The following is a 15,908-nucleotide window of genomic DNA, read 5'->3' as shown; positions in this document are numbered from 1 at the left end:
TGGGGGGGGCGGTCTGCTGTGCGGCCGAAACCCCCCCCCCCCCCCCCCCCCCCCCCCCCCCGCTCCCACAGGTTATGTATTGTTGCTCAGTTTGGCGCAGGCAGGGCTATCACCCGGCCGAGGTACTCAGCCGGCAGCAGGTCTTGTTGCTGATCCACCAACCCCTGCAGCAATCCAGCACTTTGCTCACTGAACTGTGCTGACTTCGGCCCCGCCAGGTCCACGTGCAGCAGCATCTGCTCACTCGCAGCCAGCGCCTCGTCGAACCCTGCCCGGTGCAGGCTGTGGTAGACATGCAGGCGCTTGCGGTCGAAGCCGATGATCTGCGTCTGCACCCACACCTCGGTCCCCAGCTTCACCTCATGCAGGTAGTTGATGTGCGCCTCCAGGGTGAACAGCGAGTTGCCAGTCTGCCCGCGGCTGTCGGCGTCCAGGCCGATGCGCTCCATCAGCGCATCGGTGGCGTAGCTGAAAATCAGCAGGTAAAAGGCATCGCGCAGGTGCCCGTTGTAGTCGACCCAGTCCTCCTGGACCGGGGTGCGGTAGGTGATCAATGCGGGCATCGTCTGCTCCTCAGTCGCCGAAAGCCATGCCGTGGTTGGCCTTGCTGGTCTTCACCGCTTCCAGCACGGCCAGCAGGGTGTCATCACGATAGCGCTCCAGCGCCGCAATGCTGCGGTCACCCAACTGTTCCGACGTGCCTTCGACCACATCGTCGATCAGCTTGTCGGTCAGCTCCGGTGCCGGCAGGTAGGTCCAGGGTAGCTTCAGCGCCGGGCCGAACTGGGCCATGAAGTGGCGCATGCCGGCGTCGCCACCAGCCAGGGTGTAGGTCAGGAAGGTGCCCATGAACGACCAGCGCAGGCCGGCGCCGAAGCGGATCGCATCGTCGATCTCGCCAGTGCTGGCGACGCCATCGTTGACCAGGTGCAGGGCCTCGCGCCACAGCGCCTCGAGCAAGCGGTCGGCGATGAAGCCAGGGACTTCCTTGCGCACATGCAGCGGGCGCATGCCGAGTGCGGTGTAGATGGTTTTCGCGGCCTCGATAGCTTCGGGTGCCGTGCGGTTGCCGCCGACGATCTCCACCAGCGGCAGCAGGTAAACCGGGTTGAACGGGTGACCGACCACGCAACGTTCAGGGTGAGTGGATGACTCGTAGAACTCGCTGGGCAGCAGGCCCGAGGTGCTGGAGCCGATGATTGCATTGGGCTTGGCGGCAGCGCTGATCTTGGCGTGCAGGTCGAGCTTGAGGTCCAGGCGCTCGGGTGCGCTTTCCTGGATGAAATCGGCGTCGCGCACGCATTCCTCGATGGTGGCCACGAATTTCAGCCGGTCTTGCGCTGCACCTGGCGCCAGGCCTTGTTTCTCCAGTGCCGGCCAGGCGTTGGCGATGCGCTTGCGCAGGGCCTGCTCGGCGCCGGGCGCCGGGTCCCAGGCGACCACGTCCAGGCCATGGGCCAGGGCGCGGGCAACCCAGCCGCTGCCGATCACGCCGCTACCCAGGGCGGCGAAGGTCTTGATCTCGGTGATGAAGGGCATATCGGTCTCCTGAAAGGGGATCAGCGGCGCTTGAGGTTCATTTTTTCCCGGCCTTCTGCCGGGCTGAGCACGCGGCCACCCATGCGGGTGATGATTTCGGCGGCGCGTTCCACCAGCTGGCCATTGCTGGCCAGGACGCCACGGTCCAGGTAGAGGTTGTCTTCCAGGCCGACCCGTACGTTGCCGCCGAGCAGCACCGCCTGCGCGGCCATTGGCATCTGCATGCGGCCGATGCCGAAGCCGGCCCAGGTGACGTTGGCTGGCAGGTTGTCGACCATGGCCTTCATGGTGGTGGTGTCGGCTGGCGCGCCCCACGGGATACCCAGGCACAGCTGGAATAGTGGGTCTTCGAGCAGGCCTTCTTTGATCATCTGTTTGGCGAACCACAGGTGGCCGGTGTCGAAGATTTCCAACTCGGCTTTCACGCCCAGTTCAGTGATGCGCTTGGCCCCTGCGCGCAGTTGCGCCGGGGTGGAGACGTAAATGGCGTTGCCGTCGCCGAAATTGAGGGTGCCGCAATCGAGCGTGCAGATTTCCGGCAGCAGGGCTTCGACGTGGGCCAGGCGCTCCAGCGGGCCGATCAGGTCGGTGCCGGGGCCGAATTCCATCGGCGATTCGCCCGGGCCGATTTCCAGGTCGCCACCCATGCCGGCGGTGAGGTTGACGATGACGTCGACGTCGGCCTCGCGAATGCGCTCCATGACTTCGCGGTACAGCGCCACGTCGCGGCTGAAACGGCCGGTCTGCGGGTCGCGGACGTGGCAGTGGACCACGGTGGCGCCGGCCTTGGCAGCTTCCACGGCGGCTTCGGCGATCTGTTTCGGGTTGACCGGGACCAGGTGGCTCTTGGCGACCGTGTCGCCAGCGCCGGTGAGGGCGCAGGTGATGATGACGTCGTGGTTCATGGCGGTTCCTTGTTGTGTCAGTGATGGCCTTTTCGGGGGCAAGCCCGCTCCTACAGGGGACCGTGATGGCCCTGGCATGCGCGTTACCTGCAGGAGCGGATTTATCCGCGAATAGGCCTTGTCAGTTGGCGGTGAGCTTGAGGTTGTCCGCCGCAGGCTTGCCATCGAAGGTGGTCACACCCTCAAGCCAGCGGGCCTTGTCCTCGGGATGGTCCTTGAGCCACTGGCGGGCCGATTCCAGCGCGTCCTTGTGGTCGAGCAGCGGCTGCATCATGCGGCTCTCGTCCTCGGCGCTGAACTTCAGGTTGGCCAGCAGGCGGTGGGCGTTGGGGCAGCGTTCGGCGTAGTCCGGCGCGGTCACCGTCCACACCGTGGCACGGCCTTCGTCCGGGCCCAGGGCGTCCTGGCTGTCGCCCAGGTAAGCCATGTCGATGTTGACGTTCATCGGGTGCGGCGCCCAGCCGAAGAACACCACCGCTTCCTTGCGCCGTACGGCGCGGTCAACGGCGGCGAGCATGCCGGCTTCGCTGGACTCGACCAACTGGAACTTGCCCAGGCCGAACTGGTTCTTGGTGATCATGGCCTTGATCTGGGTATTGGCACCGGAGCCGGGCTCGATGCCGTAGATCTTGCCGCCCAGTTCCTTCTCGAACTTGTGGATGTCGGCGAAAGTCTTCAGGCCTTTGTCATACAGGTACTTGGGCACGGCGAGGGTGGCGCGGGCGTCTTCCAGGCTGGGCTTGTCGAGGACCTTGACCTGGTTGGCGTCGACGAACGGGGTGATGGTCTGGGTCATGATCGGGTTCCAGTAACCCAGGAACATGTCCAGGCGCTTGTCGCGGATACCGGCGAAAATGATCTGCTGCGAGGCACTGGTCTGTTTGGTCTGGTAACCCAGGCCATCCAGCAGCACCTGGGCCATGGCGCTGGTGGCGATGACGTCGGTCCAGTTGACCACGCCCAGGCGCACGTTCTGACAGGCCGCGGGCTCGGCGGCGTAAAGCGGGGTGGCGACAATGCTGCTCAGGGCAAGGGACAACAGGCTGCGGCGGATCAAGCGATGCATGGTGGCTCTCCATCGGCAGGGCGTTTTTTATAGGGTCCAGCCTCTCTGGGCTGTGTGAACAAGCTACGCTGCTGCCAGGGTGGGAAATCGCACCCTGGCGACCAAGATTTGCACGGAGGCGACCACCTTCAAGCGTGGAGCATGCAATGCCGCAATTGATTCATTTCCTGTTGTTGCCGGGGTTCTCGGCAATGGGCTTCATCAGTGCACTGGAACCGCTGCGCGTGGCCAACCGTTTCAAGGGGCCGTCGTATCGCTGGCGCGTGCTCAGCCTGGATGGCGGTGCGGTGCAGGCCAGCAACGGCATGTCGGTGAATGCCGATGGTGCGCTGGGGGAGGGCGAAGCGGGGGGCGTGCTGCTGATCGTCGCCGGCTTCGAGCCGCTGGCCTGTTATGGCCCACGGCTACAGCAGGCGCTACGCCGGCTTGATCATGAAGGGGTAATCCTTGGGGGTATCGATACCGGGCCGGTGGTGCTGGCCGAGGCCGGCTTGCTCGACGGTTACCGGGCAACCCTGCATTGGGAGGCGCTGGATGCGTTCAAGGAGCGCTACCCACGCTTGCAGGTGACCCAGGAGTTGTTCGAGATCGACCGGCGTCGCATCACCTGCGCAGGCGGCACCGCGTCGATCGACCTGATGCTCGACCTGATCGGCCAGGCCCATGGCAGCGAGCTGGCGGTGCAGGTGTCCGAGCAGTTCGTGCTCGGGCGCATCCGCCCGCGCCAGGACCACCAGCGCATGCAGATCGCCAGCCGTTACGGCATCAGCAACAAGAAGCTGGTGAAGGTGATCGGCGAGATGGAGCGCAATATTGAGCAGCCGCTCAATACCCAGGTGCTGGCCGATGCGGTGCAGGTGACACGGCGGCAGCTGGAGCGCCTGTTCCGCTTGCATCTGGATGACACGCCCAGTGGCTTTTATCTGCGCTTGCGGCTGGACAAGGCGCGACAGCTGTTGCGCCAGACCGACATGAGTGTGCTGGAGGTGGCGGTGGCGTGCGGGTTCGAGTCGGCTTCGTATTTCACTCGCTGCTACCGGGGGCGGTTCGAGCGGTGCCCGCGGGAGGATCGGTTGGCCAGGGTGGTGTGAGCGGTCCTCGTCAGCCATGGAGGTCCAACTCTCGCCCCCTTGTTAATCTTGTTCGTTTAGGAGGGAGTGGGTACCCCGATCAATTTTTTGACCGCCTTTGCAACTGATCGGGGTGGGGGAAGATATTAAGGTTGTGCAAACCCTGGTTTGCCGTTTGCAGCACGCCAAGCCTTCACTTCGGCCACAATTTGCTCAGGGCTATCTTTTCCTTCCTCTGGGTAAAATAGAAGATCTGATCCAGCCGGATGCTCTGACAGTTGCTCAAACTTCTCCACAGCGCTACGGTGCGCTTCGTCGCTAGGGTAGTCAACGATGTATATCTTTTTTACAAAGTCCAAAAAATCTTGTTCTTTAATATTGCTAATCGAGTCATTCATTTTTAGTCACCTTGGTGAATTTGAATGTGAAGGCTGGGAGTTGTAAGGAAAATGTTCTCTACGTTGTACACTTCTCCTCCCTGTGAGATCAATATTTTATGATGCAGCTCAATCACAGAACGTTTCCCGACGCGGGCATTTTTGGGAACGTATGGAGCGAGCCCTTTGCTCATCCTAGAAATGTTGGCCCGGCTGAATTGTTTTGATAGCATTTCGTCATTGCCAATCGCCCTCCAAATCGCTTCCCTCATCGCCCGCCAATTTGGGAAATTTCTCCCTCGCAGCAAGTCAGCAACCTGCATCGGAATGGGGGCTCCTTCACCTGTCGAAGCGCCTTTGGACCAAGACTCGTCAACTTGAGGGCCGTACCCACTTGCCGTACCAGGATCTTCCCGCCGATCCCTGAACATTGTGTAGATTGGCGGCAACCCCGAGTCTGCAGGAAAAACAACGATGTAGTCGTCAAGGTTGGCGTCAGCAATACCTGGGTAGCTGTCTATTCTGATTTCAACCGGTTGCAACTCAGCGCCGGGATAGGTCGTCGGAGGTTTTTGCTCAGAGGGAAGGCTGGTAGAAGAGTCCTCTGGCTTGCTAATTGGAGTCCAGGTGAGTATCCGCGGTGGTGAGTCAGGAGTGGTCGCGGTATAGATGTTGCGTTGTGCGTCGAATGACGCGGTAAGTACACGTACTTCAAATGGAACCGGGCCGCCGTCTGCTTTGACTACGAAAATTTCCGAGGAACCATCGGCAGTAGTACGCGAGCTGAAACGGTAGGGCATTTCAGCTGTGCTGCTCATGGCTTCAATAGTTGCCAATGCTGTGCTGACGTGGGGAGACAGATCTGACAGCGGCGTTTGCAGGCTGTAGCGATCAGGGAGCTCGCCATTACCGAGACGAGGGGAGTAGAGCAAAGCCGAAACACCGACGATGAAACCTGAACCTACTGCGATCGCATAACCTTCAAGTGCTCCAATCGCTGCTCCTAGTACTGTACGAAGTGAGAACAGTGGAACGTTACTTGACACAGTGCCTGCAGCCGTCAGCACGACCGAGCTGATTAGTGCAGTGGAACCAGATGTAGAATATGTATTTGCTGCCCGGACTGTGGCCGCTTCAGCGGCGATACGCTCGGCTTCGACCTTCGCGGCCGCTTCGGCGGCAATACGCTCGGCTTCGGCCTTCGCGGCCGCTTCGGCGGCGATACGTTCGGCTTCGGCCTTCGCGGCAGCTTCGGCGGCGATACGCTCGGCTTCGACCTTCGCGGCCGCTTCGGCGGCGATACGCTCGGCTTCGGCCTTCGCGGCCGCTTCGGCGGCGATACGTCCGGCTTCGGCCTTCGCGGCAGCTTCGGCGGCGATACGTTCGGCTTCGGCCTTCGCGGCCGCTTCGGCGGCAATACGCTCGGCTTCAGCTTTTGCGGCGGCCTCAACTGCAATACGCTCAGCTTCCGCCCTTGCCGCAGCTTTGGCTGCCCTTCGTTCAGTTTCCCTTGCTTGAACGCGAGCTCGGACTTGCTCTGTGGTGGAGCCCTTCAGTTGTTCCGAGAGATAGTATAGTTGTAGCGCTACAAAATCCCTTGTCCTGGAATACGCATAACTTTCGGTAGCTCTTTGGACAAAAAGATCAGGGTTTTCGCTTATCTTTCCATATCTTTGTTCGTAGGCTGATATTACTGATTGGGAAGATCTCCAGGTTGGATTGAATCCTAATAGCTGTCGGGCGGAAATGTCGAGGGCGGGAATTGCGTCTAATTTTATTAGGGATAAATCCTCCATTGCATATTGTCGCGCGTTGCTGGTAGTTGAATAGAGAGTAGATGCTAGCCTTTCAACCTCTTCACCCGCTGCAAGGAAGGCGCTACTTATTCCTGACTTGGCGGCGCTTTCTTTTTCGATGGCGTCCAGGAGCTGTGCGGGTGTCGGGGTCGGTGGCGGAGGTGGAGGTGTTATTACAGGCGAGAATGGTCCCCCCATTGGATACGGCCAGTGAGGCAAACCAAATGGATAAAGTGCAGGGAGTATGACGGGAATTCTGATTCCAGGATAAACATACTGTTCAGGTAGAGTTATAGGGCCTTGCATGTGAGCTCCAAACAATAAGCGGCGATAAACCGCAGAGTGGTGGAGCATTAATCATTGGTAAGGGTTGATGAATAGTGATAGTGTTCCTGGTGTGCTGGATTTTCTCAGGGGATTATTTTTGGCTTTCTTATGGCTTGCATTTATTAAGTTGAGATGAAATCAGCTTGAGGATGTTGCTCTGGAACTTGCATTCAGTTGTATGTTCGAAGTCACAGTAGATTGTTGAGATGAACCCATCCCCTCAGGAGTCGTATTGCCTGAACACGCAGTTCCTGCTGGGCGGGTTCATCCGCGAAGAGGCCAGCACAGGTTTACTGCTGGCCAATGGACTGCAGATACTCCGAGCGATCATCGCTGCGCTGCGCCACGCAAGTGTCCCAGGCCGCCTGGTACGCCTTGCTGCCTTGCTGCTCGGCATAGGTCTCGACCTTGCAGTCGGCATCTCGCAGCTGCGCCCACAGTTTTTCTGCGGCGTCCATGCGCCCGACCAGGGCCGTGGCCTTGTCGCCTTCGTCGGCATACTGGTCGCGAATGCGCTGGATCAGGTCGTCATACGCCGATTTGAGCTCGCGCTCGGCAGTCTGCTTGTTGAATGCCGCGCAAGCGAAGGTCTGCTGGTCGCTCTCGACGTTGTCGCACGGGGTGCTTTCTTCCTCGCCGGCGTGGGCGCCCGAGACGACCGCCAGCAGTACCAGCCATGCCATTGATTTCATCCGTTTTCTCCTCAACAAGGCTGACGAATCGGCTGGATTCTCGCTCAGCCGCAGAGAAGACGATAGCTCCCTGACGAAATGTTCATGAATCGGCGGGAAATGTCGTTATCGAGACTGTCTCTCATCGCCAGACGGCGCGCCAGAGGGCGCGATGTCGCGCATTGACGCTTTCGGCAAACCCCCTGTCGTTTTTGCATCGGGGCGTCGCAGGGCACAGGCATATGCTGGCCCCAAAGCGCCGGCAGAAGATTCGGCGCGGCCCAAATCAACAAAGGGGACAGCCTGATGAGCCCAGCCGAACTTCACGCCGACAGCATCGTCATCGACGGCCTGATCATTGCCAAATGGAACCGCGAGCTGTTCGAAGACATGCGCAAAGGCGGGCTGACTGCGGCCAACTGCACGGTGTCGGTCTGGGAAGGCTTCAAGGCAACCGTCGATAATATCGCCGCCAGCCAGAAGCTGATCCGCGACAACAGCGACCTGGTGATGCCGGTGCGTACCACCGCCGACATCCGCAAGGCCAAGGAACTGGGCAAGACCGGCATCCTCTTCGGCTTCCAGAACGCCCATGCGTTCGAAGACCAGATCGCCTACGTCGACGTGTTCAAGCAGCTGGGCGTGGGCATCGTGCAGATGTGCTACAACACCCAGAACCTGGTCGGCACCGGTTGCTACGAGCGTGACGGCGGCCTGTCGGGCTTCGGCCGCGAGATCGTCGCCGAGATGAACCGCGTCGGCATCATGTGCGACCTGTCCCACGTCGGTTCCAAGACCTCCGAGGAAGTCATCCTCGAATCGAAAAAGCCGGTCTGCTACTCCCACTGCCTGCCTTCGGGCCTGAAGGAACACCCGCGTAACAAGTCGGACGCTGAGCTTAAGTTCATCGCCGACCACGGCGGCTTCGTCGGCGTGACCATGTTCGCGCCGTTCCTGGCCAAGGGCATCGACTCGACCATCGACGACTACGCCGAAGCCATCGAGTACACCATGAACATCGTCGGTGAAGACGCCATCGGTATCGGTACCGACTTCACCCAGGGCCACGGCCAGGACTTCTTCGAATACCTGACCCACGACAAGGGCTACGCCCGTCGCCTGACCAACTTCGGCAAGATCATCAACCCGCTGGGCATTCGCACTGTCGGCGAGTTCCCCAACCTCACCGAGACCTTGCTCAAGCGCGGCCATTCCGAGCGTGTGGTACGCAAGATCATGGGCGAGAACTGGGTCAACGTCCTCAAGGACGTCTGGGGCGAGTAAGCCGCTCTCCAAGCCTGATAGCCCCTGCCAGCAACGCCGGGGCACCCACATAAAAATTTTATGGAGTTGAGTTTCCATGGCCAAGATCGCCCCGCAATTGCCAATCGAAGTCGACAGTGAGACCGGTGTCTGGACCAGCGACGCCCTGCCGATGCTGTATGTGCCGCGCCATTTCTTCGTCAACAACCACATCGGCATCGAGGAAGTGCTGGGCGCCGACGCCTATGCCGAGATCCTCTACAAGGCCGGCTACAAGTCCGCCTGGCACTGGTGCGAAAAGGAAGCCGAATGCCATGGCCTGGAAGGCGTGGCGGTGTTCGAGCACTACATGAAGCGCCTGAGCCAGCGTGGCTGGGGCCTGTTCGAGATCCAGGACATCGACCTGGATAAAGGCACTTGCAGCGTCAAGCTCAAGCACTCCGCATTCGTGTACGTCTATGGCAAGTGCGGCCGCAAGGTCGACTACATGTTCACCGGCTGGTTCGCCGGCGCCATGGACCAGATTCTCGCTGCCCGTGGCAGCTCGATCCGCACCGTGGCCGAACAGGTCTACGGCGGTTCGGAAGAAGGCCACGAAGATGGCCTGTTCGTCACAAAGCCGTTGTAAGCCGGAGATAGCGTCATGGCATTCGAAGCAATGTTCCAGCCGATCCAGATCGGCAAACTGACCATCCGCAACCGCGTACTCAGTACTGCGCACGCCGAGGTCTACGCCACTGACGGCGGCATGACCACCGACCGCTACGTGAAGTACTACGAAGAGAAGGCCAAGGGCGGTATCGGCCTGGCGATCTGCGGCGGCTCGTCCGTCGTCGCCATCGACAGCCCGCAGGAATGGTGGTCGTCGGTCAACCTGTCGACCGACCGCATCATCCCGCACTTCCAGAACCTGGCCGATGCCATGCACAAGCATGGCGCCAAGATCATGATCCAGATTACCCACATGGGCCGTCGCTCGCGCTGGGACGGCTTCAACTGGCCAACCCTGATGTCGCCGTCGGGCATCCGTGAACCGGTGCACCGCGCCACCTGCAAGACCATCGAGGTGGAAGAGATCTGGCGCGTGATCGGCAACTACGCGCAGGCTGCGCGGCGTGCCAAAGAGGGCGGCCTGGACGGTGTGGAGCTGTCGGCCGTGCACCAGCACATGATCGACCAGTTCTGGAGCCCGCGAGTCAACAAGCGTACCGACGAATGGGGCGGCACCTTCGAAGGCCGCATGAAGTTCGGCATGGAAGTGCTCAAGGCCGTGCGTGCCGAAGTCGGTGACGACTTCTGCGTGGGCATGCGTATCTGCGGTGACGAATTCCACCCCGATGGCCTCAGCCACGAGGACATGAAGCAGATCGCCGCCTACTACGATGCCACCGGCATGATCGACTTCATCGGTGTGGTCGGCTCGGGTTGCGACACCCACAACACCCTGGCCAACGTCATCCCCAACATGAGCTACCCGCCGGAGCCGTTCCTGCACCTGGCGGCCGGCATCAAGGAAGTGGTCAAGGTACCGGTGCTGCACGCGCAGAACATCAAGGACCCGAACCAGGCTACGCGTATTCTGGAAGGCGGCTACGTCGACATGGTCGGCATGACCCGCGCGCACATCGCCGACCCGCACCTGATCGCCAAGATCAAGATGGGCCAGATCGACCAGATCAAGCAGTGCGTCGGTGCCAACTACTGTATCGACCGTCAGTACCAAGGCCTGGATGTGCTGTGCATCCAGAACGCCGCGACCTCCCGTGAATACATGGGCGTGCCGCACATCATCGAGAAGACCACCGGCGTCAAGCGCAAGGTGGTGGTGGTTGGTGCCGGCCCAGCCGGCATGGAAGCGGCCCGCGTGGCGGCCGAACGCGGCCACGACGTGACCCTGTTCGAGAAGAAAGATCAGATCGGCGGGCAGATCACCATCGCCGCCAAGGCGCCGCAGCGTGACCAGATTGCCGGTATCACCCGTTGGTACCAGCTGGAGCTGGCGCGCCTGAAAGTCGACCTGCGCCTGGGTACTGCCGCTGACGTGGCGACCATCCAGGACCTGCGCCCGGACGTCATCGTGCTGGCGGTAGGTGGCCATTCGTTCCTTGAGCAGAACGAGCACTGGGGCGCAGCCGAAGGGCTGGTGGTCAGCAGCTGGGACGTGCTCGACGGCAAGGTTGCGCCGGGCAAGAACGTGCTGGTGTACGACACCATCTGCGAATTCACCGGCATGTCGGTGGCCGATTTCATCGCCGACAAGGGCAGCCAGGTCGAGATCGTCACCGACGACATCAAGCCAGGCGTGGCCATGGGCGGTACCACCTTCCCGACCTACTACCGCAGCATGTACCCGAAAGAAGTGATCATGACCGGCGACATGATGCTGGAAAAGGTCTACCGCGAAGGCGACAAGCTGGTGGCGGTGCTGGAAAACGAATACACCGGCGCCAAGGAAGAACGCGTGGTCGACCAAGTGGTGGTGGAGAACGGCGTGCGTCCTGACGAGCAGCTGTACTACGCGCTGAAGGACGGTTCGCGCAACAAGGGCCAGATCGACGTGGAGGCGCTGTTCGCCATCAAGCCACAGCCGATCCTCAGCCAGCCGGGCGAGGGCTACCTGCTGTACCGCATCGGCGACTGCGTGGCCCAGCGCAACGTGCATGCGGCGATCTACGACGCCTTGCGCCTGTGCAAGGACTTCTGATCGCACCGCCTCTGTAGAGGCGGGACTGGCCCCCCTGTAGGAGCGAGCAGAGCTCGCGATGGCGTCAGCTTTGGCAACCCGGTTGTCTGATCGGACGCTATCGCGAGCGATGCTCGCTCCTACAGGGGTCCGCGCCACCCTTGAGGTAGCGCAAGAATCCAGCTGTTGTGGGAGCCTCCCATGTTGAACACCCTTCTACCCATCCTGCTGTTCGCTGCCCTTGGCCTGGCAGTGCTCGGCGCCCTGCGCCGGGTGCGCATGTGGCGGCGTGGCCGGGCCTCAAAGGTCGACCTGATCGGCGGCCTGCTGGCCATGCCGCGGCGCTACCTGGTCGACCTGCACCACGTGGTCGAGCGCGACAAGTACATGTCCAAGACCCACGTGGCCACTGCCGGCGGCTTCGTGCTGTCGGCGGCACTGGCGATCCTGGTGCATGGCTTCGGCCTGCAGAGCAAGATCCTCGGCTACGCGCTGCTGGTGGCCACGGTGATCATGTTCACCGGCGCCATCTTCGTCTTCAAGCGCCGCCTGAACCCGCCTTCGCGCCTGTCCAAGGGCCCGTGGATGCGCCTGCCGAAAAGCCTGCTGGTGTTCGCTGCCAGCTTCTTCATCGCCACCTTGCCGGTCGCTGGCATCCTGCCGGCCAACACCGGTGGCTGGGTGATGGTCGGCATTCTCGGCCTGGGCGTGCTGTGGGGCGTGTCGGAGCTGTTCTTCGGCATGACCTGGGGCGGCCCGATGAAGCACGCCTTCGCCGGTGCCCTGCACCTGGCCTGGCACCGCCGCGCCGAACGCTTCGGCGGCGGCCGCTCCACCGGCCTCAAGCCGCTGGACCTGGAAGACCCGAACGCGCCGCTGGGCGTGGAAAAACCCGTGGACTTCACCTGGAACCAACTGCTCGGCTTCGATGCCTGTGTGCAGTGCGGCAAATGTGAAGCTATGTGCCCGGCGTTCGCTGCCGGCCAGCCACTGAACCCGAAAAAGCTCATTCAGGACATGGTCATCGGCCTGGCCGGTGGCAGTGACGCCAACTTCGCCGGCAGCCCTTACCCAAGCAAGCCGATCGGCGAACACAGCGGCAACCCGCATCAGCCGATCGTCAACGGCCTGGTCGATGCCGAGACGTTGTGGTCGTGCACCACCTGCCGCGCCTGCGTCGAGGAGTGCCCGATGATGATCGAGCACGTCGATGCCATCGTCGACATGCGCCGCCACCTCACCCTGGAAAAGGGCGCGACCCCGAACAAGGGCGCCGAGGTGCTGGACAACCTGATCGCCACCGACAACCCCGGCGGCTTTGCCCCTGGCGGGCGGATGAACTGGGCGGCCGACCTCAACCTGCAACTGCTCTCGGAGGTGAAATCCACCGACGTGCTGTTCTGGGTCGGTGACGGTGCCTTCGACATGCGCAACCAGCGCACCCTGCGTTCGTTCGTCAAGGTGCTCAAGGCGTCCGGCGTGGACTTCGCCGTGCTCGGCCTGGAAGAACGCGACAGCGGCGACGTGGCGCGCCGCCTGGGCGATGAAGCGACCTTCCAGCAACTGGCCAAGCGCAACATCCAGACCCTGGCCAAGTACAAGTTCCAGCGCATCGTCACCTGCGACCCGCACAGCTTCCACGTGCTCAAGAACGAGTACGGCGCACTGGGCGGTGACTACCAGGTGCTGCACCACAGTACCTACATCGCCGAACTGATCGCGGCCAAGAAGCTCAACCTCGGCCAGCACAAGGGCGGCAGCGTCACCTACCACGACCCATGCTACCTGGGCCGTTACAACGGTGAGTACGAAGCCCCGCGTGAAGTGCTCAAGGCGCTGGGTATCGAAGTGCGTGAAATGGAGCGCTCGGGCTTCCGTTCCCGTTGCTGCGGCGGTGGCGGCGGTGCGCCGATCACCGATATCCCTGGCAAGCAGCGGATCCCGGACATGCGCATGGACGACATTCGCGAGACCAAGGCCGAGCTGGTGGCCGTGGGTTGCCCGCAGTGCACCGCGATGCTCGAAGGCGTGGTCGAACCGCGCCCACAGATCAAGGACCTCGCCGAGCTGGTGGCTGATGTGCTGATCGAAGAGGAAACTCCCGCGGCCCCAAAGTCGCCAACGGTTAAACGCGAACCTGCGGAGGTGCATTGATGAGCGACATCATCCGCCGCGACCCACGCGCCGAGTGGATCGCCCGTAACCGTCTGCATCCGCTGCATGCGGCGATGCAGACGCAACAGACCCGCTGGATGGGGCCAAACGGCCTGATCCGCAAGAACCCTCATGCGCTTGCCGCAGGTTTCATCGGCCCTGCCGGCCTCAAGCGCATCGACCGCAGCGGTGCCCAGCAGGGCACCGGTGTCGGTGGGCGGCGTACGGCGGCAGCCGAAGTGCAGCTGCCGCTGCATCAGGTGCCGGCGCCGGCGTTCTACATCGCTGTGGTGCCGGACATGGTCGGCGGCCGCCTGAGCAGCCACGACCGCGACCTGCTGGGCCTGGCCCACGGCCTGGCGGGCAGCGACGGCGCAGTGCTGGCGGTGGTGTTTGGCGAACACAAGGAAAGCAACTTTTCCACAGCCGGTGTCGATCGCCTGCTGGTACTCGAAGGCGAGGCATTTGAAGGTTATGCACCGGAGCAACTGGTGCAGGGCCTGCGGGCTGTGGATAACCAGTTCGCACCGCGCTACTGGTTGCTGCCCGACAGCCGCAGCGGTGGCGGCGAGCTGGGGCGGCGCCTCGGTGCGTCCCTCGGCGAGCGCCCGGCGACGCGGGTCTGGCAGGTCAAGGACGGCCAGTGCATTGGCCGTGCCGGTGCCGGCCAGCAAGACCTGCAACGCGCCGTGCCACGCCTGATCCTGGGCGCGGCGGAGTGTGCCGAGCCAGTCAGCGAAACCCGCCATGAAGCGCTGCCGGTGGAGTTGTCCACAAGCGTGGTGCGCAGCTTGTCGCGCATCGAGGACCTGGGTTCGGTGGCCGTCGACCCGGCGACCATCGCCATGGCCGAAGCCGAGTTCATCGTCTCGGGCGGCAACGGCGTCAAGGATTGGGACCTGTACCACAAGGCCACTGCGGCCCTCGGCGCCACCGAAGGCGCCTCGCGGGTGGCGGTGGACGACGGCTTCATGCCGCGCAACCGCCAGGTGGGCGCCACCGGTACCTGGGTCACTGCACGCGTGTACGTGGCTGTGGGTATTTCGGGGGCGATCCAGCACCTGCAGGGCATCGGCGCCTGCGACAAGGTGGTGGCGATCAACATGGACCCAGGCTGCGACATGATCAAACGGGCTGACCTGTCGGTGATTGGCGACAGTTCGGCGATTCTCCAGGCACTGATCGAGGCTGTGGACAACTTCCGCAGCGGCGGCCAGCGCGACGCGGCATAAGGGCACGAGCATGAGTACGAAAGTGATCAGCCTGGTTTCCATCGGTGCCCACCCCAGCTCCGGTCGCGCTCGCCGCGCCGAGCAGGATGCCCGCGCCGTGGAGTTGGGCTTGCAGCTGGCTGGGGATAACTTGCAGGTGGTGCATGCCGGCGACCCGCAGGAAGAGGCGCTGCGCGCCTACCTGGGCATGGGCCTGGACCATCTGGACGTGCTGGAACAACCGGCCGGCGCCGATGTGCTGGGCGTGCTGGGGGATTACCTGCGCGATGCTGGCGCTCAGCTGGTGCTGACCGGCAGCCAGGCTGAAACTGGCGAAGGATCGGGCATGCTGCCGTTCCTGCTGGCCGAGAAGCTCGGCTGGCCGCTAGTAGTGGGGCTGGCCGAAGTGGAGTCGATCGAAAACGGTACTGCCCAGGTGCTGCAAGCGCTACCACGCGGCCAGCGGCGCCGGTTGAAGGTGCGCTTGCCGTTGCTGGCGACTGTGGATAACGCAGCGCCCAAGCCGCGCCAGAGCGCCTTCGGCCCTGCGCGTCGGGGTGTGCTGGCTGCGCGCAATGTAGCGATCGTCGAAGATGAACTGCTGGCAGAAGCTGAACTGCAACCGGCACGGCCACGGCCCAAGCGGTTGAAGGTGATTAAGGCCAAGAGTGGCGCGGACCGGATGAAGGCAGCTACCGCCAAGGCCAGTGGTGGTGGCGGCAAGGTGCTGAAAGATGTTTCTCCACAGGAAGGTGCCGAGGCAATCCTCAAGCTGCTGGTAGAGGAGGGCGTTCTGCGCTGAGTGCGCGTGCACTTTTTGCCAGGAGCGGCCTTGTGCCGCTCTTA

Annotated in this window: 14 protein-coding genes; 7 read left to right on the top strand and 7 right to left on the bottom strand. The window is 62.3% G+C overall.

Annotated elements, in window-relative coordinates; all coding sequences use genetic code 11:
• Positions 1-86 precede the first annotated feature (86 nt).
• The 4 genes from ABE528_RS26025 to choX all read right to left on the bottom strand — a co-directional run bounded on the left by ABE528_RS26025 (position 87) and on the right by choX (position 3,510).
• The gene (locus ABE528_RS26025; protein WP_152956875.1) at positions 87-563 is read right to left on the bottom strand and encodes a thioesterase family protein; all 477 of its coding nucleotides are present in this window, start codon (positions 561-563) and stop codon (positions 87-89) included.
• Between the two features lie 10 nt (positions 564-573).
• On the bottom strand, positions 574-1,539 hold the full coding sequence (locus ABE528_RS26020) for an L-carnitine dehydrogenase (RefSeq protein ID WP_152956876.1): 966 nt from the start codon (positions 1,537-1,539) through the stop codon (positions 574-576).
• Between the two features lie 20 nt (positions 1,540-1,559).
• Complete coding sequence (locus tag ABE528_RS26015) at positions 1,560-2,444, bottom strand: 3-keto-5-aminohexanoate cleavage protein (RefSeq protein WP_346654480.1); 885 nt, start codon at positions 2,442-2,444, stop codon at positions 1,560-1,562.
• 121 nt (positions 2,445-2,565) lie between these two features.
• Complete coding sequence (gene choX, locus ABE528_RS26010; protein WP_152956878.1) at positions 2,566-3,510, bottom strand: choline ABC transporter substrate-binding protein; 945 nt, start codon at positions 3,508-3,510, stop codon at positions 2,566-2,568.
• 146 nt (positions 3,511-3,656) lie between these two features.
• Here choX and ABE528_RS26005 point away from each other — a divergent pair, with 146 nt between their 5' ends.
• Complete coding sequence (locus ABE528_RS26005; RefSeq protein WP_152956879.1) at positions 3,657-4,601, top strand: GlxA family transcriptional regulator; 945 nt, start codon at positions 3,657-3,659, stop codon at positions 4,599-4,601.
• 125 nt (positions 4,602-4,726) lie between these two features.
• Here the strand turns inward: ABE528_RS26005 and ABE528_RS26000 are convergent, their stop codons facing one another.
• The 3 genes from ABE528_RS26000 to ABE528_RS25990 form a co-directional block, all read right to left on the bottom strand.
• On the bottom strand, positions 4,727-4,978 hold the full coding sequence (locus tag ABE528_RS26000) for a bacteriocin immunity protein (RefSeq protein ID WP_346654479.1): 252 nt from the start codon (positions 4,976-4,978) through the stop codon (positions 4,727-4,729).
• 2 nt (positions 4,979-4,980) lie between these two features.
• A complete protein-coding gene (locus tag ABE528_RS25995; RefSeq protein WP_346654478.1) occupies positions 4,981-7,059 on the bottom strand; it encodes an S-type pyocin domain-containing protein in 2,079 nt (692 codons plus the stop codon).
• Positions 7,060-7,370: 311 nt separating this feature from the next.
• Positions 7,371-7,772, bottom strand: coding sequence for a lysozyme inhibitor LprI family protein (locus ABE528_RS25990; RefSeq protein WP_346654477.1), 402 nt, complete (start codon positions 7,770-7,772; stop codon positions 7,371-7,373).
• 285 nt (positions 7,773-8,057) lie between these two features.
• Here ABE528_RS25990 and ABE528_RS25985 point away from each other — a divergent pair, with 285 nt between their 5' ends.
• From ABE528_RS25985 to ABE528_RS25960, 6 genes are all read left to right on the top strand, one after another.
• The gene (locus ABE528_RS25985; protein WP_016392223.1) at positions 8,058-9,035 is read left to right on the top strand and encodes a dipeptidase; all 978 of its coding nucleotides are present in this window, start codon (positions 8,058-8,060) and stop codon (positions 9,033-9,035) included.
• A 76-nt stretch (positions 9,036-9,111) separates the two neighbouring features.
• Complete coding sequence (locus ABE528_RS25980; protein WP_054891724.1) at positions 9,112-9,642, top strand: DUF5943 domain-containing protein; 531 nt, start codon at positions 9,112-9,114, stop codon at positions 9,640-9,642.
• A 15-nt stretch (positions 9,643-9,657) separates the two neighbouring features.
• Positions 9,658-11,718, top strand: a complete 2,061-nt coding sequence (dgcA, locus tag ABE528_RS25975) for a dimethylglycine demethylation protein DgcA (RefSeq protein WP_152959027.1) — start codon at positions 9,658-9,660, stop codon at positions 11,716-11,718.
• A 180-nt stretch (positions 11,719-11,898) separates the two neighbouring features.
• Complete coding sequence (dgcB, locus tag ABE528_RS25970) at positions 11,899-13,851, top strand: dimethylglycine demethylation protein DgcB (protein WP_346654476.1); 1,953 nt, start codon at positions 11,899-11,901, stop codon at positions 13,849-13,851.
• Positions 13,851-15,083, top strand: coding sequence for an electron transfer flavoprotein subunit alpha/FixB family protein (locus ABE528_RS25965; protein WP_346654475.1), 1,233 nt, complete (start codon positions 13,851-13,853; stop codon positions 15,081-15,083). The genes dgcB and ABE528_RS25965 overlap by 1 nt, the downstream gene beginning before the upstream one ends.
• Positions 15,084-15,093: 10 nt before the next feature.
• Entirely contained in the window at positions 15,094-15,864 is a 771-nt protein-coding gene (locus tag ABE528_RS25960; protein ID WP_346654474.1) for an electron transfer flavoprotein subunit beta, read from the top strand.
• The last annotated feature ends 44 nt before the right edge of the window (positions 15,865-15,908 follow it).

The organism is Pseudomonas sp. TWI628 (assembly GCF_039673865.1).
In the GTDB taxonomy this organism is placed as follows: Bacteria; Pseudomonadota; Gammaproteobacteria; order Pseudomonadales; family Pseudomonadaceae; genus Aquipseudomonas.
Note: the sequence above shows the minus strand (reverse complement) of the source record. Positions and strands in the feature narration are given on the sequence as shown.

What these genes read in the sequence shown, in the direction of transcription:
- ABE528_RS26025 (WP_152956875.1), bottom strand. Translation starts at nt 563, where the DNA reads ATGCCCGCATTGATCACCTACCGCACCCCGGTCCAGGAGGACTGGGTC.
- ABE528_RS26020 (WP_152956876.1), bottom strand. Translation starts at nt 1,539, where the DNA reads ATGCCCTTCATCACCGAGATCAAGACCTTCGCCGCCCTGGGTAGCGGC.
- ABE528_RS26015 (WP_346654480.1), bottom strand. Translation starts at nt 2,444, where the DNA reads ATGAACCACGACGTCATCATCACCTGCGCCCTCACCGGCGCTGGCGAC.
- choX (WP_152956878.1), bottom strand. Translation starts at nt 3,510, where the DNA reads ATGCATCGCTTGATCCGCCGCAGCCTGTTGTCCCTTGCCCTGAGCAGC.
- ABE528_RS26005 (WP_152956879.1), top strand. Translation starts at nt 3,657, where the DNA reads ATGCCGCAATTGATTCATTTCCTGTTGTTGCCGGGGTTCTCGGCAATG.
- ABE528_RS26000 (WP_346654479.1), bottom strand. Translation starts at nt 4,978, where the DNA reads ATGAATGACTCGATTAGCAATATTAAAGAACAAGATTTTTTGGACTTT.
- ABE528_RS25995 (WP_346654478.1), bottom strand. Translation starts at nt 7,059, where the DNA reads ATGCAAGGCCCTATAACTCTACCTGAACAGTATGTTTATCCTGGAATC.
- ABE528_RS25990 (WP_346654477.1), bottom strand. Translation starts at nt 7,772, where the DNA reads ATGAAATCAATGGCATGGCTGGTACTGCTGGCGGTCGTCTCGGGCGCC.
- ABE528_RS25985 (WP_016392223.1), top strand. Translation starts at nt 8,058, where the DNA reads ATGAGCCCAGCCGAACTTCACGCCGACAGCATCGTCATCGACGGCCTG.
- ABE528_RS25980 (WP_054891724.1), top strand. Translation starts at nt 9,112, where the DNA reads ATGGCCAAGATCGCCCCGCAATTGCCAATCGAAGTCGACAGTGAGACC.
- dgcA (WP_152959027.1), top strand. Translation starts at nt 9,658, where the DNA reads ATGGCATTCGAAGCAATGTTCCAGCCGATCCAGATCGGCAAACTGACC.
- dgcB (WP_346654476.1), top strand. Translation starts at nt 11,899, where the DNA reads ATGTTGAACACCCTTCTACCCATCCTGCTGTTCGCTGCCCTTGGCCTG.
- ABE528_RS25965 (WP_346654475.1), top strand. Translation starts at nt 13,851, where the DNA reads ATGAGCGACATCATCCGCCGCGACCCACGCGCCGAGTGGATCGCCCGT.
- ABE528_RS25960 (WP_346654474.1), top strand. Translation starts at nt 15,094, where the DNA reads ATGAGTACGAAAGTGATCAGCCTGGTTTCCATCGGTGCCCACCCCAGC.